Here is a 24,398-nt window from a genome sequence, read left to right as displayed (position 1 = left end):
CCCCTGTCCTCCGCGGGGGGCTTTTTCACCGTCGCCTCTGCACTGAGCAAGGAGCACGCCATGACCGCAGCGCCCACCGCCTGGGACGCCGGCGCCCACGCCAGCTGGCAAGCCGGCAAACCACAGGAGGCCATCGCCCTGACGCTGGCGGCCGTGAACCGCCACGGCCATAGGAAGCCGGTGGATCTGGTGCTGCAGCTGGCCTATTACCTGTTTCTGGCCGGCCAATACCACGCCGCCGCCCAGGCGCTGGCCCAGGTGCGCCCCGACTATCCCGACAACCGGGAAGTCCTGCTCAATCTGGGCATTTCCCTGGCACGCAGCCAACAATGCGAGCAAGCCATTCCAACGCTGCAAGCCTACCTCGCGCACGATCCTGGCGACGCCCTGGTGCACGCCACGCTCTGCACCTGCTTCCACCGGCTTGGCCGTCTGCAAGAAGCGGCGGATGCCGGCGCGCGGTCGCTGGCGCTGTCCGATAGCCAGCATGGCGAGGCGCCTGTCGGCTGGCGGCTGCCCGATACCGATCCGGCGGCCTTCGCCCTGGGGAAAACCCAGGTCATCGCCTTTTCGTTGTGGGGCGGCAACCCTCGCTATCTGCGAGGCGCCATCGACAATGCGCTGGCGGCTCCCCATGTCTATCCCGGCTGGCGGGCGCGCTTCTATCTGGATGAAACGGTGCCGGAGGAGGTCCGGCGAGAGCTGGCCGCGCTGGGCTGCGAACTGGTGCTGGAGGCGCCGGGGCAAAGCCTGCGCCAACGGCTGACCTGGCGCTTCCAGGCGGCAAACGACCCGCGGGTGGGCCGCTTCCTGGTTCGCGACGCTGATTCCGTCATCGGCCCGCGCGAGAAGCTGGCCGTCGACGAATGGCTGGCGTCCGGTCGCTGGTTCCATGTGATGCGGGACTGGTGGACGCATACCGATCTGATCCTGGCCGGCATGTGGGGCGGCGTCGCCGGCGCGTTGCCGCCGCTGGACACGCTGCTGGCCGGCTACCGTTCGGCGCATATGGAAACGCCCAACGTCGATCAATGGTTCTTGCGGGACAAGGTCTGGTCTCATGTCCGCCTCAGCTGCATGGTGCACGACCGCTGCTTCGCGTCCCATGCCGCCCGCCCCTGGCCGGGCCCGCAACCGGAGGGCAACGGCCATGTGGGCCAGGATGCTTTCGCCAGTCAACGCGTCAGACAGGAGAAACGGCTGGCGGCATGGATCAGCAAGCTCCCCAGCCTCGCGCTCGGCTGACAGCCGGCTTTCGACGCTTCCACATCGCCCCGGCTTGGCGCCGCGCCATTCTCGCCGATTCTGCCTTGCGCCCTGCAGCCCTGCGGCTCAGTGGATAGCCGGACCGGTCAGGCCATCGACGCGCAGTTCGAGCAACTGCCTGGCATCCTCCTCGCTGGCCACGCCCTTGGCCACCAGCTTGGCGCCCATCAACGAGGTCATGCGCTGCAAACCCTTCACCAGCACCTGTCGGCCCTCGTCCTGATGGATACCGCGCGTCAGCGCGCCGTCCAGCACCAGGTAGTCGATACCCGCCAGGTTCAGCCGCGCCACGAGCTCCAGCCGGTGGCCGCGAATTTCCACCGCCAATCGGTGGCCGGCGCCCTTCACCGCCTCGCCGAAGGCCAGGAAACCGCCCCAGTGCTCGTCCAGCCCCGCTTCATCGAACTCGAATGACACCGTCGCCCGGCTGCCGCCCAGCATCTCCATCACCTGCCACAGAAAGCCTCCGGCCGCCAGCGAGGCCGGCGACAGGTTCACCGCCAGCGCCGCGCCCGGCGCATCGGCCAGCGCCAGCCGCAACGCTTCCAGATCGGCCAGGTGGCTCAGGCCCAATCGCAGGCTGTGGGACACCAGCCTCATCGCGTTGAGCGCCGGCAGGCCTTCCATCGGCGGACGGTACAGCATGCCCTCCTGCCACATTGGCACGCGCTGCGCGTCCACCACCGGGAACCACCGCAGCCGCAGGCTATGCTCGCGGCAGCTGGCCTCGATCAGCTCGCGCCAATCCCATTCGCTGCCCACCTCCGGGCCTGCGCCGTCATCGACCCGCCACTGGTTGTCCCCTCCCGCCTCGGCCTCGGCCAGCGCCTGGCTGGCGCGTGCGAGCAGGCTGGCCAGCTCGTCTCCCTGGCCGATGCCGCACACGCCGATATGACCGATGTCGTCCCGGTCGCTCAAACCCATCTGCCGGTACAGCGCCAGTTGCTCGCACAGCGTCGCCGCCAGCTGCCGGCCGCCATCCATCTCCAGCTCTGGGCAGAACACGGCGAAGTCGGCGCCGCGCAAGCGGGCCGCCATCCAGCCCTTGCGCCGCGAGGCCAGATCTTCGAGGTCCGCAGCCAGGCGGACCAGCAGCGCGTCGGCGCGCTCGCCGCCCAAACGCTGGTTCAGCTCGGCCAGTCCGACCAGTCTCAACAGCAGCAGGCAGCCGCGGACATCGTCCTCTTCGGCCAGCGTGCTGGATACCGCCTGCTCCAGCGCTTCGCGGTTGGGCAGGCCAGTCACCGGATCGGTATGGCGCTCGCGCCGCAGTTGCTCCACCTCCTCCGACTGCTCGCCCAGGTAGGACTGCAGCCTCTCGACCATGTGGTTCATCGCCAGCACCACCCGCGCCAGCTCCGGCACCTTGGGCTCGGTCATGCTCTGGAAACGGCGCGCGCTGATCGCGCTAGCCTGGCTCACCACCCGCTGCAGATCGCGCCGCAGCTTGAAGATGTCGATGGAACCCAGCAAACCGGCCAGCAAGCCGGCGCCCAGCAGCCACATCATGGTCTGCAACGCGCCCTGCCACAGCGATTCGTAGGCATAGCTCAACGCGGTCTCCACCCGGATCTCGCCGGCCTGCAGCCAGCCAGCGGTCACCAGCGCGTTCCCTGGCTGCGGCGCTAGGGGCAGCAAGGCCCGGAACCACTCCGGCGCAGCGGGAAACGTAGCCTGGTTCACGCGGTCTACCAGCACCTTGCCGTCCGCGCCGCGCCAGCGGATGTGATGAAAATATCCCTGGTCGAAAGTGGCATTGATCAGCGTTTCCGCCATCGCCTTGTCCGCCTGGTGCTGGGTGATCATCAAGGCCAGCGAATTGGCGGTATTGGCATTCTGGCCACTCAGCTGCTGTTCCAAATAACGGCGGGCATTGTATAAATCGGCCAGCAAGGCCCCCGTCAGGGATAAGACCACCAGCAGTACCAGCAATAACCAGAGCCGCTGAATCAGGGAAAGGTTTTTCATCGCGCCGCCCATCTCATCGGATCAGAAAATGAAGCCTTCGTTTTTCATCTTGTCCATCACCTGCCGCCAACGGGTCAGCTTGGACACGTCGCTGCTGCGGGTGCCCACCCACAGACCCTGGGCATTGAAACTGAATACCGGCAGCAAATCCGGCCGCTGCGAGGCGGTGTCGATCGACGTCACCAGGCTGTCCAGAATCAGCGGTTCCGCGCTCGGGGACGGATAGTAGGCCAACACCATGTGCGCCTGGCTGATCGTGCTGCCCGGCCCGCCTATCCTCGCCTTGACGTAAACCAGGCGCAGCTTGTCCGGAGACACGCCCAATACCAGCAAGGAAATGTACTTCCCGATGCTGAAGTCTTCGCAGTCGCCCGCTCCCTTGCCGAACATCTCCAGCGGCGTCGCCCAGTAATCCTGAACGCCCCAGTTGTCTATGTCCTCGCGGTACAGGATGCGCCGGTTGAAAAACTGATTAACCTCCGAAAGCTTCTGCCTCTCCTCTACGCCCTGCAAGCCGCTCAGCAGTTGGTTCCATTCACGGTACAGCGCCACCGCGCGTGGTCCGTAGCGCGCGGCGGCGCGCTCCGTCGGCAAGCTGGCGGCCGTCACGCACAGACCTGCCAGCAACAGCATGGCAGGCAGCAAGCAATGCCGCAGATGCTGCCTGAAAACGAGCAAGAAAAGCTTCATGTTCATTCCATGCCTGCTAATGATGGCCACTGTAGCAGATTGGGGAAACATACTCCCCTCCGCAAAAATACTCATTTGACATCTTCAATTTGCAGTTTAACCTGATTGATGTATGACTTAAAAATATCGCCCTTGCTCTCGGAGATCATTGACCATGAAATACTTACAAAAAAGATCCGTGCACCTGACAATCGCGGCCTTGCTCAGCCTGTCGACCTCGCTGGCGCAAGCCACAGACTTGCGCGAGGTCGTAGCAAAAACCATCGCCAACAACCCGGAAGTTCGTTTCCGTTTCCATGAGTTCCGCTCCGCCGCAGAGGAAACCGGCATCGGCCGCGCCGGCTATATGCCCACCGTGGACGTCTCTTACACCTATGCCCGCGAGAACAACAAGGAACCGCTGATCAACTATGGGCCGCAGATAACCGAAGACTTCACCCGCAAGGGCTGGTCGGCGGACCTCGCCCAAAACCTGTTCCAAGGTTTCCAGACCGTGAACACGGTGCGCCAGCTGGAATTCAGCAAACGCGGCAAGTACTACGACTTCGTGGACGCCTCCGAACAGCAGGGCCTGGAAGCCACCCGCGCCTATCTGGACGTGTTGCGCTACCGCCAGCTGCTTGATTTCGCCAAGGAGAGCTATGGCGTTCATAAGGGCATCTACGATCAGATTGAACAGAAAGTGAAAGCCGGCGTCGGCCGGCGAGTCGACCTGGAACAGGCCGCCGGCCGCCTCGCGCTGTCCGAGACCAATATGATCAACGAGGCGTCCAATCTGCACGACGTATCCGCCCGCTACGCCCGCCTGATCGGCGATGAGCCGCCGACCGACATGGCTCCGGCCCCCTCGCTGCAGGACAAGCTGCCGCGCGATCAGGACCTGATGACGACCGCCGTGCGCAGCAGTCCCGCCTATCTGTCCTCCGTCGCCAATCTGCGCGCCGCCCAAAGCGATCTGAAGGTCAAGAAAGGCGCCTTCTCGCCCACGCTGGACCTGCGCGCCCATGCTGAGAAAACCGACAATCTCGACGCCATCTACGGCCGTCACGACAAGCAGATGGTGCAGCTGGTCTTCAACATCAACCTGTTCCGCGGCGGCGCCGACAAGGCCCGCCTTGGCGTATCGGCCGAGCGCTACAATTCGGCGCTGGACCTGCGCGACAAAGCCTGCCGCGACCTGCAGCAGACGGTGCGCATCGCCAACAACGACGTGCACAAGCTGAGCGAGCAGATGGGCTACCTGCGCCAGCACGCGCTGTCCACCGAGAAGGCGCGCGACGCCTACCTGAAGCAGTTCGACATCGGCCAGCGCACATTGCTGGACGTACTGGACAGCGAGAACGAGCTGTACGATTCCAAACGCGCGCAGACCAATGCCGAATACGACGGCAAGCTGGCCCAGGCCCGCGTGCTGGCGGCATCCGGCCTGCTGTTGCCCAGCCTGCAACTGAAGCCCATCGAACAGCAAGCCTTCGAGTCGGACGACGCCGAACAGCTGGAAAGCTGCAGCACCGCCTACACGCCACCCCAACCGTTCAGCACCGCAGGCATCCCGATCCACCCTTACATCTCCAGCACGATAGCCGATGCGCCCGCCATCGCCCCGGCCAAAAAAGCCGGCAAGGCCGCGAAGCATTGAAACGTGGCGATCCTGCGCCGACAAGACCCGCAAAGCGGGTCTTTTGGCCATTCCAGCGCCCGTAGCGACAGGGTCCGGCGACCGGGCGCGGCCAACCCGACGCCATCGCGGCGCGATTGAGCGGCTTGCCGCTACGACCGTTTCCAATCGCGCACTCCGGCACGACTGCCGGCCATATTCATGGGAGTGGAAGCATGGCTTCCGAAATATCCAGTCCTGAAACCACGCCGCCGCTAAGCGCGCAGGCGACCCATCTCGATCCTCTGCTCGACTGCCTGTTCTCATTGGCCCGCGGCTACGGCATCAACACCACCCGCGAATCGCTGGTGGCTGGCATCCCGCTGGTGAACAACCGGCTGTCGCCGTCGATGTTCGCGCGCTCGGCGCGCCGCATCGGCCTGTCCACCCGCGTGGTGCGCCAACCGCTGTCCAGCCTTCGCCAAGCGCTGCTCCCCGCCGTGCTGCTGCAGGAGAACAACACCGCCGGCATCCTGCGCGAAGTCCGCGACGGCGTCGCCCTCCTCAGCATGTCCGAGCTGCCCGACGCCGTCGTCGAGATTCCGCTGGAAGACCTGGAGCACAGCTTCGAAGGCATCGCCATCCTGGTGAGGCCGCGCTTCCAATACGAGAAGCGCGCGCCGGAGCTGGCCGAGATCCGCTCGCGCCACTGGTTCTGGCACACCGTCTACGGCAGCCGCGCGCTATACCGCGACGCGCTGATGGCCGCCTTCCTGATCAATGTCTTCGCGCTGGCCATACCCATCGTGTCGATGGCGGTGTACGACCGCGTGGTGCCGAATATGGCGCTGGAAACGCTGTGGGTGCTGGCCAGCGGCGCCGCGCTGGTGCTGATCTTCGACTTCTTGCTCAAGCTGACCCGCGGCTATTTGATAGACCTGGCCAGCAAACGGATCGACGTCGCGCTGTCGGCGCTGATCATGGAGCGGGTGCTGGGCATCCGGATGGAGGCGCGGCCGGCATCGGTCGGAGCCTTCGCCGCCAATCTGCGCGCCTTCGAGACCATACGCGACTTCATCGCCTCGGCGTCGATCACCGCGCTGATCGACGTGCCCTTCGTGCTGATCTTCCTGCTGGCCATCCTGTGGATTTCGCCGCTGATGGCGATACCGATGGTGATCGCCATTTTCGTCATGCTGGTGTTCGCGCTGCTGGTGCAGGAGCGGATGCAGGCATTGACCGAGACCACGCTGCGCGCCGCCTCGCAGCGCAACGCCTACCTGGTGGAAAGCTTGTCCGGGCTGGAAACCGTCAAGGTGCTGGCCGCCGAAGGCGTGCTTCAGGGCAAGTGGGAACAGGCCACGCTGTTCCTGGCCCAGGTCGGTTCGCGGCTGAAGATCCTGGCCGCGTCGACGATGAACTTCGCCGGCTTCATCCAGCAGCTGTTGTCCGTCGCCATGCTGGTGCTCGGCGTGTACGAGATCATGGCCGGCAACGTGTCCATGGGCGGCCTGATCGCCGCGGTGATGCTGTCCAGCCGCGCGATGGCGCAGCTGAGCCAGGTGGTCAGCCTGCTGACCCAGTACCACAACGCCAAGACCTCGCTGGCCTCGCTGGACGGCTTCATGAAGATGCCGGTGGAGCGCGAGAAGGACGCCACCTTCTTCCACCGCGCCAACTTCAAAGGCGAGATCGAGTTCCGCAACGTATCGTTCAATTACCCGGACAACCCGATGGTGGCGCTGCGCGAGGTGTCGTTCAAGATCCGCGCCGGCGAGCGCGTCGCCTTCATCGGCCGCATCGGCTCCGGCAAGACCACCATCCAGAAGATGATCCTCGGCCTGTACCAACCGACCGAGGGCGCAATCCATATCGACGGCATCGACATCAAGCAGATCGACCCGGCCGAGCTGCGCCGCCAGATCGGCCACGTGCCGCAGGACCCGGTGCTGTTCTACGGCACGATGCGGCAGAACATCGCGATGGGCTCGCCGCACGCCTTCGACGCCAGCATCGCGGCCGCCGCCGAACAGGCCGGGCTGACCGAGTTCATCAACCGCCACCCGCAGGGCTTCGACATGCAGATCAGCGAGCGCGGCGAGTCGCTGTCCGGCGGCCAGCGCAAGGCGGTGACCATCGCCCGCGCGCTGCTTAACGCGCCGCCCATCCTTCTCTTGGACGAGCCGACCAGCAATATGGACCACAGCAGCGAGAGCCAGGTCCGCCAGACCTTGGCGCGGGCGTCGTCCGACAAGACCATGCTGCTGGTCACCCACCACAACGCGCTGCTGGATCTGGTGGACCGGCTGATCGTGGTCGACCACGGCGCCATCGTCGCCGACGGTCCCAAGCAACAGGTGATCGAGGCGCTGCAACAGGGCAAGATCGGAAAGGCGGGCGTCTGAAATGGTAATGAACTGGAAACAACGCTTGAACGGCTGGGTGGAACGCGGCCAGGAACGCACCGGCCCGTACTGGGACAAGCTGATGGACTGGGCCTCCGCCCGCGACCTGGTCGACCGCAACGACTTCGCCGCCGACGCCGACTGGGCGATCCTGCAGCAGAATCCCGGCCGGCCGCGCATCTTCGTCTGGAGCATGCTGGGCTTCTTTCTCGTCGCCTTCCTGTGGTCGGCCTTCGCCAAGGTCGACGAGGTATCGCGCGGCGAGGGCAAGGTGATCCCGTCCAACCAGAACCAGCACCTGCAAAGCCTGGACGGCGGCGTGGTGTCGCAGATACTGGCCAAGGAAGGCCAGGTGGTGCAGAAGGGCCAGCTGCTGCTCCGGGTGGACAACACCCGCTTCGTCTCCTCGCTGGAAGAAAACCAGGTGCAGTACCTGGCCTTGCAGGCCAAGACCGCGCGGCTGAAAGCGCTGGCGGGCGGCACGCCGTTCCAACTGCCGCCCAAGGTGCTGCAACTGGCGCCGGACATCGCCAAGCAGGAAATGGACCTGTACAACTCCAAGCAGATGGAGCTGAACGCCAGCGTCGGCATCGCCCGCCAGCAGCTGGCGCAGCGCGGCCAGGAGCTGAACGAGGTCCGCGCCCGTTATGCCCAGGCCCTGTCCAGCTACGATCTGACGATGCAGGAACTCACCGTCACCCGCCCGCTGAAGGAGTCCGGCGCGGTATCCGACGTCGACCTGCTGCGCCTGGAGCGCGACGTCGCCCGCTTCCGCGGCGAACGCGACCAGGCCGCCGCCCAGATGCCCAAGATCCAGGCCGCCATCGGCGAGGCGCAGCGCAAGATCCAGGAAGTGGAGCTGACGATGCGCAACACCGCCAGCGCCGAACTGTCCGACACCATGGCCAAGGCCAGCAGCCTGTCCGCCGGCAGCGTGGCGCTGGCCGACAAGGTGAAACTGTCCGAGGTCCGCTCCCCGGTGCGCGGCCAGATCAAACGGCTGTTCATCAACACCATCGGCGGCGTGGTGCAGCCGGGCAAGGACATCATCGAGATCGTGCCGCTGGATGACTCGCTGCTGCTGGAAACCCGGATCACCCCGCGCGACATCGCCTTCCTCCACCCCGGCCAACACGCGGTGGTGCGTTTCACCGCCTACGATTTCACCATCTACGGCGGCATGGAAGGCAGCGTGGCCGAGATCGGCGCCGACACCATCACCGACGAGAAAGGCAACGCCTTCTACATCGTCAAGGTGAAGACCCAGGGCTCGCGGCTGGGCAGGGAGAAGCTGCCCATCTTCCCCGGCATGGTGGCCCAGGTGGACATCATGACCGGCAAGAAGAGCATCCTGTCCTATTTGCTGAAGCCGGTGCTGCGCGCCAAGGCGGAAGCGCTGCGGGAGCGCTGACATGAGCCACCTGCTGTTCTCCTCCAGCTCGGTGCTGGCCGGCTACTGGCGGGACGCGCTGGGCGAGGCGCTCCGCTGCGAGCATCTGCCGGAACCGCCGCAGGAGCGGGACGCCACGCTGTGGCTGGACCTGGCCAGCCTGAACGCCGCAGAGCGCGACGCCGACTGGCCGCGGTTGTGCCAATGCTACCGGGTGGTCGCCCTCAGCTCCGCGCCCAACGACGCCGAAGGCATGCGCTGGCTGCAACTGGGCGCGGCCGGCTATGCCCACGCCTACGCCGGCGCCGACGAGTTGCGCCAGATCGCCGCCAGCGTCGACGCCGGCGGCACCTGGCTGGGACGCAGCCTGCTGCTGCAGCTGTGCCGACGCTTCGGCGCGCTGGTGCCGCCGGACGAACATGCCGACTGGCGCGAACGGGTGTCCAGCCGCGAGGCCGAAGTGATCGCCATCCTCAAACAGGGCCGCTCCAACAAGGAAATCGCCCGCGAGCTGGACATCACCGAGCGAACGGTCAAGGCCCATCTCACCGCCATCTTCCAGAAGTTCGGCGTCGAGGACCGTCTCCAGTTGCTGCTCAAGCTGACCGAGCCCACGCACTGAAGCGGCGCGCCCGCATGAAAACGGCCATCCCGAGAGATGGCCGTTTTTCTTTCAATGAATCAGGCGGTTCAAGCCGGCTGTCGGCGCCTGCCGCGCCACAGCTCGCGCACGCCCACCGCCGAATACAGGGCCAGCGCGCCCCAGATCAGCGCGAAGCCGACGGCGCGGTCGGCGCCGAACGGCTCGCCGTACAAGATCACGCCCAGCGCCAGCTGGATGCTGGGGCCGACGTACTGGATGACGCCCACCGTCGCCAGCTTCAGCCGGCGCGCGCCGGCGGCGAACATCAACAACGGCACCGCCGTCACCACGCCGGCGCCGATCAGCAGGCCGTTTCGCAGCGCGTCGACATGGCCGAAGGCGCCCTGCCCGTTCCATTCCGACCACAGCAGATAGGCCAGCGCCAGCGGCGACATCAGGAAAGTCTCCAGCGCCAGGCCCGGCAGCGACGGCAGCGGCGCCATCTTGCGCAGTAGGCCGTACAGGCCGAAGGTGGCCGCCAGCGACAAGGCGATCCACGGCAAGGAGCCGGCGCTGAAGGTCAGCCAGGCCACGCCCAGCGTCGCCAGCCCCACCGCCAGCGTCTGCGGGCGGCTCAGCCGCTCGGACAGCACCAGCCGCCCCAACAGCACATTGACCAGCGGATTGATGAAGTAGCCGAGGCTGCCCTCCACCACGTGGCCGGCGTTGACGGCCCAGATATAGATCAGCCAGTTCAGCGACAGCACCGTCGACGACAGCGCGAAGACGCCCAGCAGCCTAGGCTTGCGCAAGGCCGCGCCGATATCGCCCCATTGCCGCAGCGCGGTCAGCACCAGCGCGACGAACAAGGCCGACCACACAATGCGGTGGCACAGGATTTGCATGGCCGGCACCGCGTGCAGCGGCTTCCAGTACAGGGGAAACAGGCCCCAGCAGATGAAGGCGCCCAGGGTGTACAGCACGCCGCGGTGATCGCCGGAGGAAGAAGAAGCGGACATGGGGTTCTCTAAGACGGGATTATTCCAGCATGCAGCTTACCCGCTTTGCCACGCGACAATAATACTTCGCGCTTATACAGTATGTTTACAAATATTTAACGAATAACGGCTTTTTGCTGCACTGGCACATAAACCGCACCCGGGCCGAGCCGCCGCGCAATCCCTTTGACGTTGACGTAAACGTAAACTATAGTCGGCGGCATTAGGGTGAACACTCTAAGCTGCGACAGCCGCGCATACCCTGGGAACAAGGTATAAAAATAAAGTGTCCCCGCGCTTGCCAGCGCAGCAAGCGCCCGGAACCAGCCGCCCACAAGGCGGCCGCGGGCTGATCGCCACAAGCGAGCACGACAGGAGGAGAAACCATGTCAATCCGCCACGCAGACCTGGAAGAAAAATACACCGCCCCCACCGGCCAGGTTCTGATGACCGGCATCCAGGCGCTGGTGCGCCTGCCCATGCTGCAGCAACAACTGGATCGCGCCGCCGGCTTCCATACCGCCGGCTACGTCACCGGCTACCGCGGCTCCCCGCTGGGCAATGTCGACCAGACCATGATGAAGGCCAAGTCCTACCTGGACGCCCACAATGTGGTGTTCCACCCGGGCCTCAACGAGGACCTGGCCGCCACCGCCGTCTGGGGCACCCAGCAGGTCAACATCTTCGAAGGCGCCAAATACGACGGCGTCTATTCGATGTGGTACGGCAAGGGCCCGGGCGTGGATCGCTCCGGCGACGTGCTCAAGCACGGCAATGTGGCCGGCACCAGCGCCCGCGGCGGCGTGCTGCTGGTCTGCGGCGACGACCACGCCGCCAAATCGTCCACCTTCCCGCACCAGTCCGACCACATCCTGGCCGCCAGCATGATCCCGGTGCTGAGCCCGTCCGGCGTGCAGGAAGTGCTCGATTTCGGCCTGCACGGCTGGGCGATGAGCCGCTACTCCGGCTGCTGGGTGTCGATCAAGGCCATCACCGACACCATCGAGAGCTCGGCCATCGTCGACATCTCGCCGGAACGCTTCGAATTCAAGATTCCCAAGGACTTCCCCATCCCGGAAGGCGGCCTGAACATCCGCTGGCCGGACACGCCGCTGGCCCAGGAAAAGCGCGTGCTGCACCACCGGCTGTACGCCGCGCTGGCCTACGCGCGCGAAAACCGGCTGAATCGCATCACGCTGGATTCGCCGAAGGCGCGCCTCGGCATCATCACCTGCGGCAAGAGCTATCTCGACGTGATGCAGGCGCTGGACGATCTCGGCATCAGCGAGGCGCAGGCGGCCGAGATCGGCCTGCGCATCTTCAAGATAGGCATGGTGTGGCCGCTGGAACCGGAAGGCGTGCGCCAGTTCGCCCAGGGCCTGGAAGAGATCCTGGTCGTCGAGGAAAAACGCCAGATCATCGAATACCAGTTGAAGGAACAGCTGTACAACTGGCGCGACGACGTGCGCCCGCGCGTGGTCGGCAAATTCGCCGAGAAGGGCGAATGGGCGCTGCCGCACGGCGACTGGCTGCTGCCGGCCGCCGGCGAGCTGACGCCGGCGATGATCGCGCGCGCGCTGGCCAGCCGGCTGGCGCTGATCTACGACAGTCCAGTGATACACGACAGGCTGAAGTTCTACGACGACAAGGAGGCGCAGCTGGTGCAGCCGCGCGAGGCGATCGCCCGCGTGCCGCACTACTGCTCCGGCTGCCCGCACAACACCTCGACCAAGCTGCCGGAAGGCAGCCGCGCGGTGGCCGGCATCGGCTGCCACTACATGGCGCACTGGATCAGCCCGGAAACCACCAAGACCTTCACCCAGATGGGCGGCGAGGGCATCACCTGGCTGGGCCAGGCGCCGTTCACCAGCACCAAGCACATCTTCACCAATCTGGGCGACGGCACCTACTTCCACTCCGGCATCCTGGCGATCCGCGCCGCGGTGGCCGGGAAAGTCAATATTACTTACAAGATTCTGTACAACGACGCGGTGGCGATGACCGGCGGCCAGCACGTCGACGGCTATCTGGACGTGCCGATGATGACGCGCCAGCTGGCGGCCGAAGGCGTCAAGCGCATCGTCATCACCAGCGACGACCCGGACAAATACCAGAACGCCCAGGGCCTGGCCGCCGGCATCGACGTCTTCCACCGCCGCGAGCTGGACCGGGTGCAGCGCGAGCTGCGCGACATCGAGGGCGTGACCATCCTGATCCACGATCAGACCTGCGCCGCCGAGAAGCGCCGCCGCCGCAAGCGCGGCGAATTCCCCGACCCGGCCAAGCGCGCCTTCATCAACGAACGAGTGTGCGAAGGCTGCGGCGACTGCAGCCAGAAGTCCGGCTGCCTGTCGGTGCTGCCGGTGGAAACGCCGCTGGGCCGCAAGCGCAAGATAGACCAGTCCAGCTGCAACAAGGACTACTCCTGTGTCGAGGGCTTCTGCCCCAGCTTCGTCACCGTCGAAGGCGGCAAACTGAAGAAGCCGGCCGGCGCCAGCGCCGACCTCGGCAAGATGCCGACGCTGCCGGAGCCGAAGATTCCGTCGGTGGCCGAGCCGTTCGGCATCATGGTCACCGGCGTCGGCGGCACCGGCGTGGTCACCATAGGCCAGGTGCTGGGCATGGCGGCCTATCTGGACAACAAGGGCGTCACCGTGCTGGACATGGCCGGCCTCGCGCAGAAGGGCGGCTCGGTGTGGTCGCACGTGCGCATCGCCGACTCGCAGGACAAGCTGCACGCGGTGCGCATCGCCGCCGGCGACGCCAATCTGGTGCTGGGCTGCGACCTGGTGGTCACCGCCGCCGAAGAGGCGCTGGCCAAGATGCGCGACGGCTTCAGCCACGCCATCGTCAACAACTACGAATCGCCGACCAGCGCCTTCCTGAAGAATCCGGACGTGCGCTTCCCGGCCAAGGCGATGAAGGACGCGATCATCGACTCGGTCGGCGCCGGCCGCTTCAGCGAGGTCAACGCCAACAAACTGGCCACCGCGCTGATGGGCGACGCCATCGCCAGCAATATGTTCATGCTCGGCTACGCCTGGCAGAAGGGCCTGATACCGGTATCGCTGGAGGCGATCATGGAGGCGGTGCGGCTGAACGGCGCCGCCGTCAAATTCAACCAGGACGCCTTCCTCTGGGGCCGTCACGCCGCCCACGATCCGGCGCGCGTCGAGGCGCTGGTCAGCCCGACCGCCGTCGTGCAATTCGTTCCACGTGAAACGCCGGACGCGCTGGTCCATCACCGAGCCACGCTGCTGACCGCTTACCAGAACGACAAGCTGGCCGAGCGCTACAAGGCGCTGGTGCAGCGGGTGCGCCAGGCCGAGGAGGCCGCGCAGCCGGGCAGCACCGCGCTGACGCTGGCCGCCGCCCGCGCCTACCACCACCTGTTGGCCTACAAGGACGAATACGAGGTGGCGAGGCTGTACAGCGACGGCGAGTTCCTGCGCGAGCTGGCCACCCAGTTCGACGGCGACTACAAGCTGCGCTTCCACATCGGCGTGGCCTGGCTGACCCGCGGCCAGCCGCGCAAGATCGCCATCGGCGCCTGGCTGATGCCGGCGATGAAGCTGCTGGCCAAGCTGCGCTTCCTGCGCGGCGGCGCGCTGGACCCGTTCGCCTGGCAGACCGACCGCAAGCTGGAGCGCCGGCTAATCGCCGAGTTCGAGCAAGGCCTGCCGGCATTGCTGGCCGGACTGAGCGCCGACAAGCTGCCGCAGGCGATCGAGTGGATCAAGACCTGGGAAGGCGTGCGCGGCTACGGCCACATCAAGCTCAGAAACTATCAGCAGGCGCGCGCGCGCCAGGCCGAGCTGTCCGGCCAGGCCCAGCCGACGCGTCCAGCCGCCAGCGCGGCGGTGGCCTGAACATCGTTCATTGTTTTTCCGCAGCTTTGGGCGCCGGCTTAGGTCGGCGCCTTTTTTCCGTCCGACGCTGGCGATGACGGTCAAATCGTCTATGTTCCAATATGCAATCGGATTCCGACCACAGGAGACCCGCCATGCCCTCACCGCTGCGCCTCGCCGCCTCCGCCTCGCTCAGTCTGATCCTGATCGGCTGCGCCGCCACCCCGCCCGCCAAGCTGGGAGAAAGCGCCACCGCTTGCGTCGGCAGCGTGCTGCCGCCGCCGGGCGGCATGAAGGCGGCGCAGAATCCGGAGCTGCTGTCCAAGGCGGTCGGCGCGCCCGGCAACGGCGGCCTGTGCGAGGGCGCGGTCTACCAGCAGGACCTCGCCGCCGCCGGCGTCGTCGTCTATCGGGTCTGGGACAGCGCCAAGCCCGGCTCCCGCCTGGGCCGCTGGTGGTCGTTCAGCAAGCCTCAGGGCACGGTGGCGCAATACCAGGCCGCCAACGCCATCTGCCCGGCCTGGGGCCAGCTCGACAGCGTGGTGCGTTGTCAGCTGAAAGCCGGCGCGCAAGTGGCGGTCGGCCCCGTCCAAAGCGCCGACTGCGCGCCCGATCCGTCGCTGCCGCCGTCTGCGGTCAATCAGGTCTATGTTCCCAACACCAGCCCGGACGACATCCAGGTGGAAAACTGCGAGGACGAAGGCGCCTTCCCGTCTTCGCTGTAGCCGCTTGTGACGGAAGCGCGCGGCAAGGCATAATCGAGGATTTTGCAAATAATTCTCATTACATGCATCGCTTCGCTCCCGCCCTACTTTCCTCGCTGCTGCTGGCAGGCTGCAGCGGCGGCCCCGCCGCCACGCCGCCGCAAACCGGCCGCTTCATCGACAGCGCCGTCAGCGGCCTCGATTACGAAACCCCGACCCGGGCCGGCAAGACCACCGACAACGGCGAATTTCACTATCTGAACGGCGAGACCGTCACTTTCCGCCTCGGCCGACTGACGCTAGGCGCCGCCGCCGGCTCGCCGGTGCTGACGCCGCTGACCCTGGCCGGCACGCAAGACGCCGGCCATCCGGCGGCGCTGAGAATCGCCCGCTTGCTGCTGACGCTGGACCGCGACGACAACCCGGCCAACGGCATTCAGATCGACCCGGCCGACGCCGCCCGCTTCCAGCAAGCGCAAAAGCTGGCCGAGATCGACGACGCGCAGGCCCTGCTCGACCAGCTCGGCATCGGCCGCAGCCTGGTCAGCGCCGAATACGCGCAAGCCCATCTGCAACTGAGCCTGGCCGCGCTCGATACGCAGCCGCAAGCCGCCCGCTTCCAGCCCCGCCGCGACAGCGACGGCCAGGCCGTCCAAGCCGGCGACCCAGCCGGCTGCGTCGACGACAGGCGCACCGGCCTGAGCTGGGAGGCGAAAGCCGAGACCGGCCTGCGCAGCCGCTGGCACAGCTACTACGCCAGCGCCAGCCGCCAGATCGAGCGGCCTGCCCAGTGCGAGCCGGGGCAGGAAGACTGCCTCGCCGTCACCTATGTCGAGGCGGTCAACCAACAGAAACTGTGCGGCCACGACGACTGGCGCCTGCCCAGCGAGCGCGAGCTGAAAACGCTGCTGGACTGGAGTCAGCGCGACCGGCAACGAAACCTGCCGGCGATAGACCGCCACGCCTTCCCCGACGCCGAAGCGGCATTCTACTGGACCGCCACCAGCCGCCAGGGCCGCGGCGCGCTGGCGGTGGCCTTCGACGACAGCCATCGCACGCTGCCGCACATCAGCCTGAGCCTCGGCTCGCCGGCCCGGATTCGGCTGGTGCGCGGCCCGGCGCTGCCTGACGCGCCGAATCCCGAAGACCTGCCGCAAACGATGCCGCCGTACATTCCGGTCGATCGCGACGGCGAACTGGCCAAGCCGAACGCCGACGCCGCCTGCGTCGACGACGGCGAACATCCGGACGCCATGTTCAATGTGGTGCTGTGGCAGGCGCGTCCGCGCGATGTCCAGGCCGGACAAGTCTCTTCCGCGCTAAGCGAGGCCAACGGCCAGGCCTGGTGCGGCCAGCGCGATTGGACCTTGCCCAGCGCGGCGGACGGCAGCCGCTGGCTGCAGCTGCGCCTGACCGGCGACGCCGCCTTCCGCGCGGCCTTCCCCGCCGCCGCCGCGACGCAGGCGATCTGGGTGAAGGACAACGCCGGCAAAGCGCGCATCCTGCGCGCGGACGGCCAATACGCCGACGTCGGCGCCGCAGCCTTGCTGGCCATCAGCAAGCGGCCGGCCAAACCACCGATGCCGGACAGCGACGACACGCCGCCCGATGCCGCCACGCTGGCCGGCTGGCGCCAACAGTATTTGCGCTACCGTTCCGGCCAAGCCGCGCAGCCCGACTGGCCGGCGCCGACGCTGGACGCCGCCGCCCGCGCCGGTTTCCGCGATCTGGGCCTGCTGCCGGCGATGCCGTTCCCGGCCGACAATCCGTACTCGCCGGCCAAGGCGGCCTTGGGGGAAAAACTGTTCTTCGATGCCCGGCTGTCGCGCAACGATCGCATCGCCTGCGCCAGCTGCCACGACCCGGCCCACGGCTGGGCCGACCCGCGCGAAGTCTCGTCCGGCCATATCGGCCAGCTGGGCGGCCGCAACGCGCCGGCCATCGTCAACAGCGGCTACGCCGCCTCGCTGTTCTGGGACGGTCGCGCCGCCAGCCTGGAGCAGCAAGCGCTGGGGCCGATCGCCAATCCGCTGGAGATGCACCAGCCGCTGGCCGCGGCGGCTGCCAAGATCGCCGCAGCGGCCGAATATCCGCCGCTGTTCGCCGCGGCCTTTGGCGACGCCCGCGTCGACGCCGACAGGCTGGCCCGGGCGCTGGCGACCTTCGAGCGGACGCTGATCAGCCACGACAGCGACTTCGACCGCTTCCTGAAAGGCGATGCCCAGGCGCTGAGCGACCAGGCGCTATGGGGCCTGCAATTGTTCCGCACCAAGGCGCGCTGCCTCAATTGTCACAACGGCCCGCTGCTGTCCGACCAGCGCTTCCACAATCTGGGACTGCACTTCATCGGCCGCGACCGCGAGGACCGGGGCCGCGGCGCCGTCACCGGCCGCAACGAGGACGTCGGCGCCTTCCGCACGCCGGGCCTGCGCGAGCTCTTGTACACCGGCGACTATATGCACAGCGGCGACATGCCGCTGTTCACCGACGACGGCAGCGGCGTGCTGGAGTTCTACAACAACGGCGGCAACGAAGTCGCCGCCGCGGGACTGGAAAAATACACCCAGCCCAAGACGTCGCCGCTGCTGAAACCGCTTGGCCTCGGCGACGCCGAGAAACGGGCGTTGCAGGCCTTCCTGCAAGCGCTGTCAGGCCCGCCGCGGCTACGGCCGGCCGGCGCCGACGAGCTGTTCCGGCGCTGAGCCGTCGAACCAGCCAGCGATGAAGTCGATCAAGGCCCTCGTCTTCGCCGGCTGCGGCGTCTTCTTCGGATACAGCAGATAGACCGGGTGGCTGGGCGTGTTCCAGTCGGCCAGCACCCGCTGCAGCCGACCGTCCCGCACCGCGGCGGCGGCGGCGAAATCCGGCAGTCGGGCGAAGCCGGCGCCGGCCTCGGCCAGTTGCCGGTTCAGACTGTAGTCGCTGGCCTGCAGCCAATGCGACACCTCCACCTCCTCCACCCGCCCGGCGCGCTCGAACAGCCAGCGCGCGCCGCGATGGTAGCTGGCGTGCACCACGCAGGGCAGCCGCGCCAGCGCCCCCGGCTCGCGCGGCTCGCCGCGCCCGGCCAGCAGCGCCGGCGACGCCACCACCCAGTCGCGGGTGAAGAACAGGCAGCGCGCCACCAAATGCGGCGGCAACGCCGGCGCGGAGCGGATGGCGAGATCGAAGCCGCTCTCCTCCAGGTCGCGCTCGGCCAGGCTGATATCCAACTCCACCGTTATCGCCGGATATTGTTGATGAAAAGCCAACAATAGCTCGGCGCCGAACACGCTGGCGAACATCTGCGGCACCGTCAGCCGCACCGTTCCCGCCGCTTCCTCGTTCAGGCCGCGCAGCGCCGCCGTCGATTCGCGCAACAAGACGCGCAGCCGGCGGCAATAGTCCAGATAGGCCCGCCCGGCCTCGGTCGGCGTCAGCCGCCGGGTGCTGCGATACAGCAACTGCACGCCCAGCTGGGCTTCCAGCCGGCTCAGCTGCTTGCTGACCTGCGACTTGGACGTGGCCAGGCGCGCGGCGGCGGCGGTAATGCTGCCGGCCTCCACCACTTCAAGAAAGACCAGCGCCAATTCGGATGACGGTTCGATTGTTTCCATATTAATTCCAATACTTCCACGTTTGCCCGGTTTTTCCAAGCCGTGGACACACCTAAGCTGACGACTCCGACACTCGAATAGCACAAGGAAAACGATATGAAGATTCTGCTGATAGGCGGCAGCGGCAACATCGGCCGCGCCATCGCCGCCGAACTGTCCGGCCGCCACGAATTGATCGTCGCCGGCCGCCATCACGGCGATGTGCGCGTGGACATCGAGGACGAACAGAGCATCGCGGCCATGTACGGCCGGCTGCCCCGGCTCGACGCGGTGGCGGTGGCCACCGGCGGCCGCAACGGCCATGTCGGGCCGCTGGCCGAGATGAACGCCGAGCGCTATCGCGTCGGCCTGGACGCCAAGCTGATGGGCCAGGTCAATGTGGTGCTGCGCGGTCTGGACAAGGTGGCCGACGGCGGTTCGTTCACGCTGGTCGGCGGCGCCTGGCAGCCGCAGGCCATCGTGCCGCTGTTGAGCAATGTCTATATGGCCAACGCCGCGCTGGAGGGTTTCGTCAACGCCGCCGCCGTCGAGCTGCCGCGCCGGCAGCGCATCAATCTGGTCAGCCCCTTGCTGCTGGCGGAATCGGAAGCCGAATACGGTCCGCTGTTCCGCGGCGTGCCGCTGGTGGAGGCGCGCCAGGTGGCGCGCGCCTACAGCCTCAGCATAGAGGGCGCCCAGACCGGCCAGACCTACAGGCTGGGCCGGCTGGACTAGGACATCGCAGCCCGGCCGGCAGGCCGGCTGCGATGCGCGTGACAAGATAGTGAACCGGCGTTAAGGACGGTCGAGCCAGGGCCGTCCGACCGCCTCCAGCCGCGCGGCGAAGGCTGCCGGCGGCTCCCATCCGCGTTCCGCGGCGTGCGGCGCCACCAGTTCCATCGTCAGCTGGCGGGCATGATCGCGGAACAGACGCTGCTGCGACTCGTTGCGCAGACGGTGGCCGAACTCTTTGTGCACCGGGATCAACAGGTAATTGACGAAGGGGCTGGCGCCGTCGCCGGCCGGGATGAAGGCGCCGTGCTTTTCCGCGCCCGGCAAGCCGACCGCGCGCGCCTCCTCGCCTAACGCCCGCAGATAGCCGTCCGGCATCTTGCCGCCGTTCGCGCGGTAGAAGGTCTGCTTGGCCTCGCTGTAAATCATCGCGTAAGTGGACTCCAGCGCCTGGTGGCGATAGACCGGATCGCCCATATTCTCCCGCAGGCCGTCCAGCCGCGCCCGCAGCATCGCCTTGATGTCGCCGGGACGGATGGCCGCGCGCGTCGGTCCTGTCCGCTGCAGCGTCGATGGCTCGGGCCCTTCGGCGCGGCGGCCGCCGAGCAGGCGCGCCGCCAAGCCGCTCCGCCCGTTCGCCACCGTCGCCGAGCGAGGCGGCGTCGCCGTCACATTGGCCACCCGCCGCAGCATGCCGGCCAGGCCGCGCCCCGCCCTCGCCGCCTGCTCGACGACCTCGGCCGCCAACTGACGCAAGCCGGCATTCAATACGCCTACCTTCATCCCACTCTCCCCTGTCCGCGCCGCGCCGGGCGCGCGGCATGCCGGGGCATTTAAAGGCAAGCGCCGACGCCGGGCTTGTAAAAATGGCTCAAGCGGCGGGGACGGAACGGCGTGCTAGCCCTGACGCACCACCATCGCCTGCTCCGGCGTCGGGAAACCGGCCGCGCCCAGTGTTTCGCGTATCGCGCGGTTGGCGTCGAAATACACCTGCCAGTAGTGCTCGGGCGCGCAGTAGGGCCGCACGGCCAACACCGGCCCCAGCGCGGTGAATTCCAGCACGCCGACGTCGGTCGCCGGCGCGGCCAGCACATTGGGAATGCGGACCAGCGCGTCCTGCAGCAGCCGTATCGCCTGGGCGTGGTCGGCGCTGCTGGCAAGCTGCGCCTTCAGATCGACGCGACGCACCGCGTTGGCGCTGTAGTTCTGGATGGTGTCGGAGAAGATCTTGTTGTTGCCGACCAGGGTCTGCACCCCGTCCGGCGTGTCCAGCGTGGTGGCGAACAGGCCGATCTCCCGGACCTGGCCGGTGATGCCGGCCACCATCACCAGATCGCCGACCTTGAACGGGCGCAGCACCACCAGGAAGATGCCGGCGGCGAAATTGGCCAGCAGGCCGCTCCAGGCCATGCCGACGGCGACGCCGGCGGCGGCGATCACCGCGGCGAAGGTGGTGGTCTGCACGCCGAAAAAGCCTAGGATGCCGATGACCAGCACTACGGTCAGCGTCACCGACAGGAAGGAGTGCGCATAGCGGCGCAGCGTCGGATCCAGCTTGCGCGCGTTCAGCTGCTCGTCCAGCATCCGGGTGGACAAGCCGATCAGCCAGCGGCCGATCAGCCACAGCAGAATGGCGGACACGATGTTGCCGCCGAAGGCGACGGCCAGGTCCAGCCAGTGATTCCAATTGATGCGATCCATTGCCTATTCCCCTTGAAAGCCGCCGACAGCGGCTTTCTCAAGATAGGCGCGGCGCCGGCGCCATGCCAGCCGGATCAGCAGGACAGCTCGCGGCAGGTGTCGCCGATGCCGGCGTGGATGCAGAGGTCGAACAGCGTGTCGAAGCGGGTCGGCGTGTAGTTGATCAGCACGCACGGTATGCCGGCGCGCGCCGCCTCCACCGGGATCAGATTGACCGGCGACACCTCCAGCGACGAACCCATCACCAGCAGCAGCTCGGCGTTCAGCGCCGCCTCGAAGGCCACGTCTATCAGCGGCACCGCCTCGCCGTACAGCACCACGTCCGGCTTCAGCACCGCGCGGCAGCGGCGGCAGGCCGGCACCTCGTGCCGCTGCACATAATCCAGCGGATGCGGCATGCGACAGTCGGGACAGCTGGCGCTCATCAGCGTGCCGTGCAGCTCCAGCACCCGGCGGTTGCCGGCGCGGCCGTGCAGGCCGTCTATGTTCTGGGTCAGGATGGTGACTTCCTTACCAGCCGTCTCCAGCGCGGCGAGAAAGCGGTGGCCGTCGTTGGGCTGGTAGCCGCCGGCCAGCTTGATGCGGAAGATGTCGCTGAACGCCTGCCAGAACGCCGACGGCGCGCGGCGGAAATAGTCTATCGACACCACCTCGGTCAGCGTCATGTTCTGCGCCCACATGCCATCGGCGGAACGAAAGTCGGGGATGCCGGATTCGGTGCTCATGCCGGCGCCGGTCAGCACCGCGATTCGATGCGCGCCGTCTATCCATTGCTGCAGTTGTTGCACGGGTGTCACGTCATTGCCGCTCTCTTGCCACCGTCGCCGGCCGTAAAGGCACTATAGCGTAAGGGTCAAGGCGCTGGATACTTGATCGCGTTCTTGGCCAGCTTGTCGCGCGCCGCCTCGTCCAGGTCCACCCCGGTCACCATCGCCAGCCGCGTCAGATAGAACAGCACGTCGGCGATCTCTTCGCGCAGATGGGCGAAGCGCGCCGGATCGTCTCGCAGCCGGGCCGCCGCGTCGTCGTCCAGCCACTGGAAGATCTCGGCCAGCTCGCCGACCTCCCCGACCAGCGCCAGCACCAGATTGCGCGGCGAGTGATAACGGTTCCAGTCGCGCGCGTCGGCGAAGCGCTGCAGCGCGGCCCCCAGGCCGCGCGCGTCTATCAATGTGTCGTCTTTCATGTCACAACTTCCGGTTTCACGTGAAACATCAGCGCCTTGGCGCCTCTTTGCCATCCTGCGATGAAAAATGCCCGGCGGCGCCGGGCATCGTCGGGTCGGAACGCGCGCCGGCTACTGGGTCAGGCCTTCGGCCTTCAGCGCCTGCTGCGCCGCCGGCAGCGCGGCCACGCGCTTCAGGAAGTCCAGCAACGCCGGGTAATCGGCCAGCGAACGCTGTACAAACTGCGCCCAGGACAGGCAGGTGAACAGATAGGCGTCGGCCACGTCGAACTCGCCGCCCAACAGGTACGGCGTCTTGTCCAACTGGCGCTGCAGCAGCGCGAAACGCGGCTGCAGCCGCGCCCAGGCGTCGTCCTTCACTTCCTCGGTCTTGCCGAAGAACAGCGGCGAGAAATTCTTGTGCACCTCGGTGGCGATGAAGTTCAGCCACTCTTGCAGCCGGTAGCGTTCCAGCGTGCCGTTGGCCGGCGCCAGGCGCTTGGCCGGCGCCTGATCGGCGATGTACTGCAGGATGGCCGCGCCTTCGGTCAGCAACTCGCCGTTGTCCAGTTGCAGCGCCGGCACATAGCCCTTGGGATTGATGGCCGAAAAATCGGCGCCGCCGGCGGTGGTGTGCGGCGTCGCGCGCAGATCGACTTTTTCGACGCTGAACGGCAGACCGCTGGCGAACAACACGATATGCGAGGCCAGCGAGCAGGCGCCGGGGGAGTAGTACAGTTTCATCGCGATGCTCCTGTGGTGAGGACGGGACAAAATACGACCGCGCCCAGCCTGAGCCAAAAACATGCCGATTGCAAGCCCCCGCCGGCCCCGGCCGCCCGGCTCAACCCAGCAAGCCGACCAGCCAGTCCGCGCGCAGGCCCCAACCGGCGAAGCCGGCCAGCCAGAACAGCGCGCCCACCGCGCCGAAGGCCCAGGCGGTGAACAGCGGCAGCAAATTGGCCGACAAGGCCGCCACCGCCGCGCAGGCCACCGCGATCGACAAGGCGGCGTCGCTGACGTCGAACAGGTCGTGTCGCGCGTTCAGCGTCTCCAGCCCCCGCTCCTTGCCCTCGGCCTTCGCGCGCAACAGCTCGCTGTCGCGCTGGTAGCGCGTCACTTCCTGCTGCAGCTCATGCTGCTGCGGCGCCAGCGCCGCCGCGGCGGACGGATTGGCCAGCGCCAGCATCCGGGCCTGGCGCAGGCCCGCCTCGCTCAGGTGCTGCTTGATCTTCTTGGCCTGGTATTCCGACCAGCCGTCCGCCGCGTCCGCCTTCAGCAGCTGGCGCGCCTGGACGATATTGTCGTCCTTCAGCTTGCCCAGCCCCATCAGCACCGACAGCAGCACCACCGTCAGCGCCACCCAGCTGTTCAGGCGCTTCTTTTCCGCCTCCACGCTGATCTCGACTTCCATGGTCTCCCCCTCGCATCGGCGCGCGGCTCATCCGCCGCCTCTGTCCAGCTTAACGCGGCCGGCCTGCAATCGGATGTCAGCCGCCCTTTTTGCCGAACAGCTTTGGACGGCTATCGACCGGCCGGGCGCGCATCTCGACGAACAGCGCCTCCACCTGGGCGCGCGCCCACGGCGTGCGGCGCAGAAACACCAGGCTGGATTTGATGCTGGGATCGTGGCTGAAGCAGCGGATGTCGACGCGGCTCGCCAGACCGTCCCAGCCGTAATGCGCCTGCAGCTCGTTCAACATCTTCTCCAGCGTGACGCCGTGGGTGGGGTTATTGGCCTGCGTGCTCATGCCGCGCCACTCCGTTTCATGCAAA

The 24,398-nt window shown here is 66.9% G+C and carries 20 protein-coding genes; 9 read left to right on the top strand and 11 right to left on the bottom strand.

Annotated elements, in window-relative coordinates:
* The first annotated feature begins 60 nt into the window (after nucleotides 1-60).
* The gene (locus tag CXB49_RS21310) at nucleotides 61-1,245 is read left to right on the top strand and encodes a tetratricopeptide repeat protein (protein ID WP_101710230.1); all 1,185 of its coding nucleotides are present in this window, start codon (nucleotides 61-63) and stop codon (nucleotides 1,243-1,245) included.
* A gap of 87 nt (nucleotides 1,246-1,332) precedes the next feature.
* Here the strand turns inward: CXB49_RS21310 and CXB49_RS21305 are convergent, their stop codons facing one another.
* Entirely contained in the window at nucleotides 1,333-3,234 is a 1,902-nt protein-coding gene (locus CXB49_RS21305; RefSeq protein WP_101710804.1) for a LapD/MoxY N-terminal periplasmic domain-containing protein, read from the bottom strand.
* A 21-nt stretch (nucleotides 3,235-3,255) separates the two neighbouring features.
* Nucleotides 3,256-3,924: a transglutaminase-like cysteine peptidase gene (locus CXB49_RS21300; RefSeq protein WP_233492881.1), complete on the bottom strand. Its 669-nt coding sequence runs from the start codon at nucleotides 3,922-3,924 to the stop codon at nucleotides 3,256-3,258.
* Between the two features lie 178 nt (nucleotides 3,925-4,102).
* Here CXB49_RS21300 and CXB49_RS21295 point away from each other — a divergent pair, with 178 nt between their 5' ends.
* From CXB49_RS21295 to CXB49_RS21280, 4 genes are all read left to right on the top strand, one after another.
* On the top strand, nucleotides 4,103-5,563 hold the full coding sequence (locus tag CXB49_RS21295; RefSeq protein WP_233492880.1) for a TolC family outer membrane protein: 1,461 nt from the start codon (nucleotides 4,103-4,105) through the stop codon (nucleotides 5,561-5,563).
* Between the two features lie 194 nt (nucleotides 5,564-5,757).
* Nucleotides 5,758-7,926, top strand: a complete 2,169-nt coding sequence (locus tag CXB49_RS21290) for a type I secretion system permease/ATPase (protein WP_101710228.1) — start codon at nucleotides 5,758-5,760, stop codon at nucleotides 7,924-7,926.
* A 7-nt stretch (nucleotides 7,927-7,933) separates the two neighbouring features.
* Nucleotides 7,934-9,337, top strand: coding sequence for an HlyD family type I secretion periplasmic adaptor subunit (locus CXB49_RS21285; protein ID WP_233492879.1), 1,404 nt, complete (start codon nucleotides 7,934-7,936; stop codon nucleotides 9,335-9,337).
* A 1-nt stretch (nucleotide 9,338) separates the two neighbouring features.
* Nucleotides 9,339-9,938: a LuxR C-terminal-related transcriptional regulator gene (locus tag CXB49_RS21280; protein WP_101710226.1), complete on the top strand. Its 600-nt coding sequence runs from the start codon at nucleotides 9,339-9,341 to the stop codon at nucleotides 9,936-9,938.
* A 68-nt stretch (nucleotides 9,939-10,006) separates the two neighbouring features.
* Here CXB49_RS21280 and rarD read toward each other — a convergent pair whose 3' ends face one another.
* A complete protein-coding gene (rarD, locus tag CXB49_RS21275) occupies nucleotides 10,007-10,918 on the bottom strand; it encodes an EamA family transporter RarD (protein ID WP_101710225.1) in 912 nt (303 codons plus the stop codon).
* 365 nt (nucleotides 10,919-11,283) lie between these two features.
* Between rarD and CXB49_RS21270 the strand changes: the two genes are divergently transcribed.
* The 3 genes from CXB49_RS21270 (at nucleotide 11,284) to CXB49_RS21265 (ending at nucleotide 18,151) form a co-directional block, all read left to right on the top strand.
* Complete coding sequence (locus CXB49_RS21270; RefSeq protein WP_101710224.1) at nucleotides 11,284-14,766, top strand: indolepyruvate ferredoxin oxidoreductase family protein; 3,483 nt, start codon at nucleotides 11,284-11,286, stop codon at nucleotides 14,764-14,766.
* A 134-nt stretch (nucleotides 14,767-14,900) separates the two neighbouring features.
* Nucleotides 14,901-15,470, top strand: a complete 570-nt coding sequence (locus tag CXB49_RS23785) for a hypothetical protein (protein ID WP_158300988.1) — start codon at nucleotides 14,901-14,903, stop codon at nucleotides 15,468-15,470.
* Nucleotides 15,471-15,532: 62 nt separating this feature from the next.
* Entirely contained in the window at nucleotides 15,533-18,151 is a 2,619-nt protein-coding gene (locus CXB49_RS21265) for a cytochrome c peroxidase (protein ID WP_158300987.1), read from the top strand.
* Here CXB49_RS21265 and CXB49_RS21260 read toward each other — a convergent pair.
* A complete protein-coding gene (locus tag CXB49_RS21260) occupies nucleotides 18,113-19,045 on the bottom strand; it encodes a LysR family transcriptional regulator (RefSeq protein WP_158300986.1) in 933 nt (310 codons plus the stop codon). The two genes, CXB49_RS21265 and CXB49_RS21260, sit on opposite strands and share 39 nt — an antisense overlap.
* A 96-nt stretch (nucleotides 19,046-19,141) precedes the next feature.
* On the opposite strand from CXB49_RS21260, the gene CXB49_RS21255 reads away from it, so the two are divergent.
* A complete protein-coding gene (locus tag CXB49_RS21255) occupies nucleotides 19,142-19,759 on the top strand; it encodes a short chain dehydrogenase (RefSeq protein ID WP_101710221.1) in 618 nt (205 codons plus the stop codon).
* Between the two features lie 60 nt (nucleotides 19,760-19,819).
* Here the strand turns inward: CXB49_RS21255 and CXB49_RS21250 are convergent, their stop codons facing one another.
* The 7 genes from CXB49_RS21250 to CXB49_RS21220 form a co-directional block, all read right to left on the bottom strand.
* Nucleotides 19,820-20,539, bottom strand: coding sequence for a hypothetical protein (locus CXB49_RS21250; RefSeq protein ID WP_101710220.1), 720 nt, complete (start codon nucleotides 20,537-20,539; stop codon nucleotides 19,820-19,822).
* 114 nt (nucleotides 20,540-20,653) lie between these two features.
* Entirely contained in the window at nucleotides 20,654-21,457 is an 804-nt protein-coding gene (locus CXB49_RS21245) for a mechanosensitive ion channel family protein (RefSeq protein ID WP_101710219.1), read from the bottom strand.
* A gap of 74 nt (nucleotides 21,458-21,531) precedes the next feature.
* On the bottom strand, nucleotides 21,532-22,254 hold the full coding sequence (locus CXB49_RS21240) for an NAD-dependent protein deacylase (RefSeq protein WP_101710218.1): 723 nt from the start codon (nucleotides 22,252-22,254) through the stop codon (nucleotides 21,532-21,534).
* Between the two features lie 56 nt (nucleotides 22,255-22,310).
* A complete protein-coding gene (locus CXB49_RS21235; protein ID WP_101710217.1) occupies nucleotides 22,311-22,643 on the bottom strand; it encodes a nucleotide pyrophosphohydrolase in 333 nt (110 codons plus the stop codon).
* A 111-nt stretch (nucleotides 22,644-22,754) separates the two neighbouring features.
* Entirely contained in the window at nucleotides 22,755-23,366 is a 612-nt protein-coding gene (gstA, locus tag CXB49_RS21230; RefSeq protein ID WP_101710216.1) for a glutathione transferase GstA, read from the bottom strand.
* A gap of 100 nt (nucleotides 23,367-23,466) precedes the next feature.
* Nucleotides 23,467-24,036, bottom strand: coding sequence for a DUF4337 domain-containing protein (locus CXB49_RS21225; RefSeq protein WP_101710215.1), 570 nt, complete (start codon nucleotides 24,034-24,036; stop codon nucleotides 23,467-23,469).
* 76 nt (nucleotides 24,037-24,112) lie between these two features.
* Complete coding sequence (locus CXB49_RS21220) at nucleotides 24,113-24,373, bottom strand: VF530 family DNA-binding protein (protein ID WP_101710214.1); 261 nt, start codon at nucleotides 24,371-24,373, stop codon at nucleotides 24,113-24,115.
* Nucleotides 24,374-24,398 lie beyond the last annotated feature (25 nt).

The sequence above is a fragment of the Chromobacterium sp. ATCC 53434 genome (assembly GCF_002848345.1).
Taxonomy (GTDB): domain Bacteria; phylum Pseudomonadota; class Gammaproteobacteria; order Burkholderiales; family Chromobacteriaceae; genus Chromobacterium.
This window is presented reverse-complemented; position numbering and strand designations above follow the sequence as displayed.

Excerpts from the sequence above, each read along its gene's own strand:
- CXB49_RS21310 (WP_101710230.1), top strand. The coding sequence starts at position 61 with ATGACCGCAGCGCCCACCGCCTGGGACGCCGGCGCCCACGCCAGCTGG.
- CXB49_RS21305 (WP_101710804.1), bottom strand. The coding sequence starts at position 3,234 with ATGAAAAACCTTTCCCTGATTCAGCGGCTCTGGTTATTGCTGGTACTG.
- CXB49_RS21300 (WP_233492881.1), bottom strand. The coding sequence starts at position 3,924 with ATGAAGCTTTTCTTGCTCGTTTTCAGGCAGCATCTGCGGCATTGCTTG.
- CXB49_RS21290 (WP_101710228.1), top strand. The coding sequence starts at position 5,758 with ATGGCTTCCGAAATATCCAGTCCTGAAACCACGCCGCCGCTAAGCGCG.
- CXB49_RS21285 (WP_233492879.1), top strand. The coding sequence starts at position 7,934 with ATGAACTGGAAACAACGCTTGAACGGCTGGGTGGAACGCGGCCAGGAA.
- CXB49_RS21280 (WP_101710226.1), top strand. The coding sequence starts at position 9,339 with ATGAGCCACCTGCTGTTCTCCTCCAGCTCGGTGCTGGCCGGCTACTGG.
- rarD (WP_101710225.1), bottom strand. The coding sequence starts at position 10,918 with ATGTCCGCTTCTTCTTCCTCCGGCGATCACCGCGGCGTGCTGTACACC.
- CXB49_RS21270 (WP_101710224.1), top strand. The coding sequence starts at position 11,284 with ATGTCAATCCGCCACGCAGACCTGGAAGAAAAATACACCGCCCCCACC.
- CXB49_RS23785 (WP_158300988.1), top strand. The coding sequence starts at position 14,901 with ATGCCCTCACCGCTGCGCCTCGCCGCCTCCGCCTCGCTCAGTCTGATC.
- CXB49_RS21265 (WP_158300987.1), top strand. The coding sequence starts at position 15,533 with ATGCATCGCTTCGCTCCCGCCCTACTTTCCTCGCTGCTGCTGGCAGGC.
- CXB49_RS21260 (WP_158300986.1), bottom strand. The coding sequence starts at position 19,045 with ATGGAAACAATCGAACCGTCATCCGAATTGGCGCTGGTCTTTCTTGAA.
- CXB49_RS21255 (WP_101710221.1), top strand. The coding sequence starts at position 19,142 with ATGAAGATTCTGCTGATAGGCGGCAGCGGCAACATCGGCCGCGCCATC.
- CXB49_RS21250 (WP_101710220.1), bottom strand. The coding sequence starts at position 20,539 with ATGAAGGTAGGCGTATTGAATGCCGGCTTGCGTCAGTTGGCGGCCGAG.
- CXB49_RS21245 (WP_101710219.1), bottom strand. The coding sequence starts at position 21,457 with ATGGATCGCATCAATTGGAATCACTGGCTGGACCTGGCCGTCGCCTTC.
- CXB49_RS21235 (WP_101710217.1), bottom strand. The coding sequence starts at position 22,643 with ATGAAAGACGACACATTGATAGACGCGCGCGGCCTGGGGGCCGCGCTG.
- gstA (WP_101710216.1), bottom strand. The coding sequence starts at position 23,366 with ATGAAACTGTACTACTCCCCCGGCGCCTGCTCGCTGGCCTCGCATATC.
- CXB49_RS21225 (WP_101710215.1), bottom strand. The coding sequence starts at position 24,036 with ATGGAAGTCGAGATCAGCGTGGAGGCGGAAAAGAAGCGCCTGAACAGC.
- CXB49_RS21220 (WP_101710214.1), bottom strand. The coding sequence starts at position 24,373 with ATGAGCACGCAGGCCAATAACCCCACCCACGGCGTCACGCTGGAGAAG.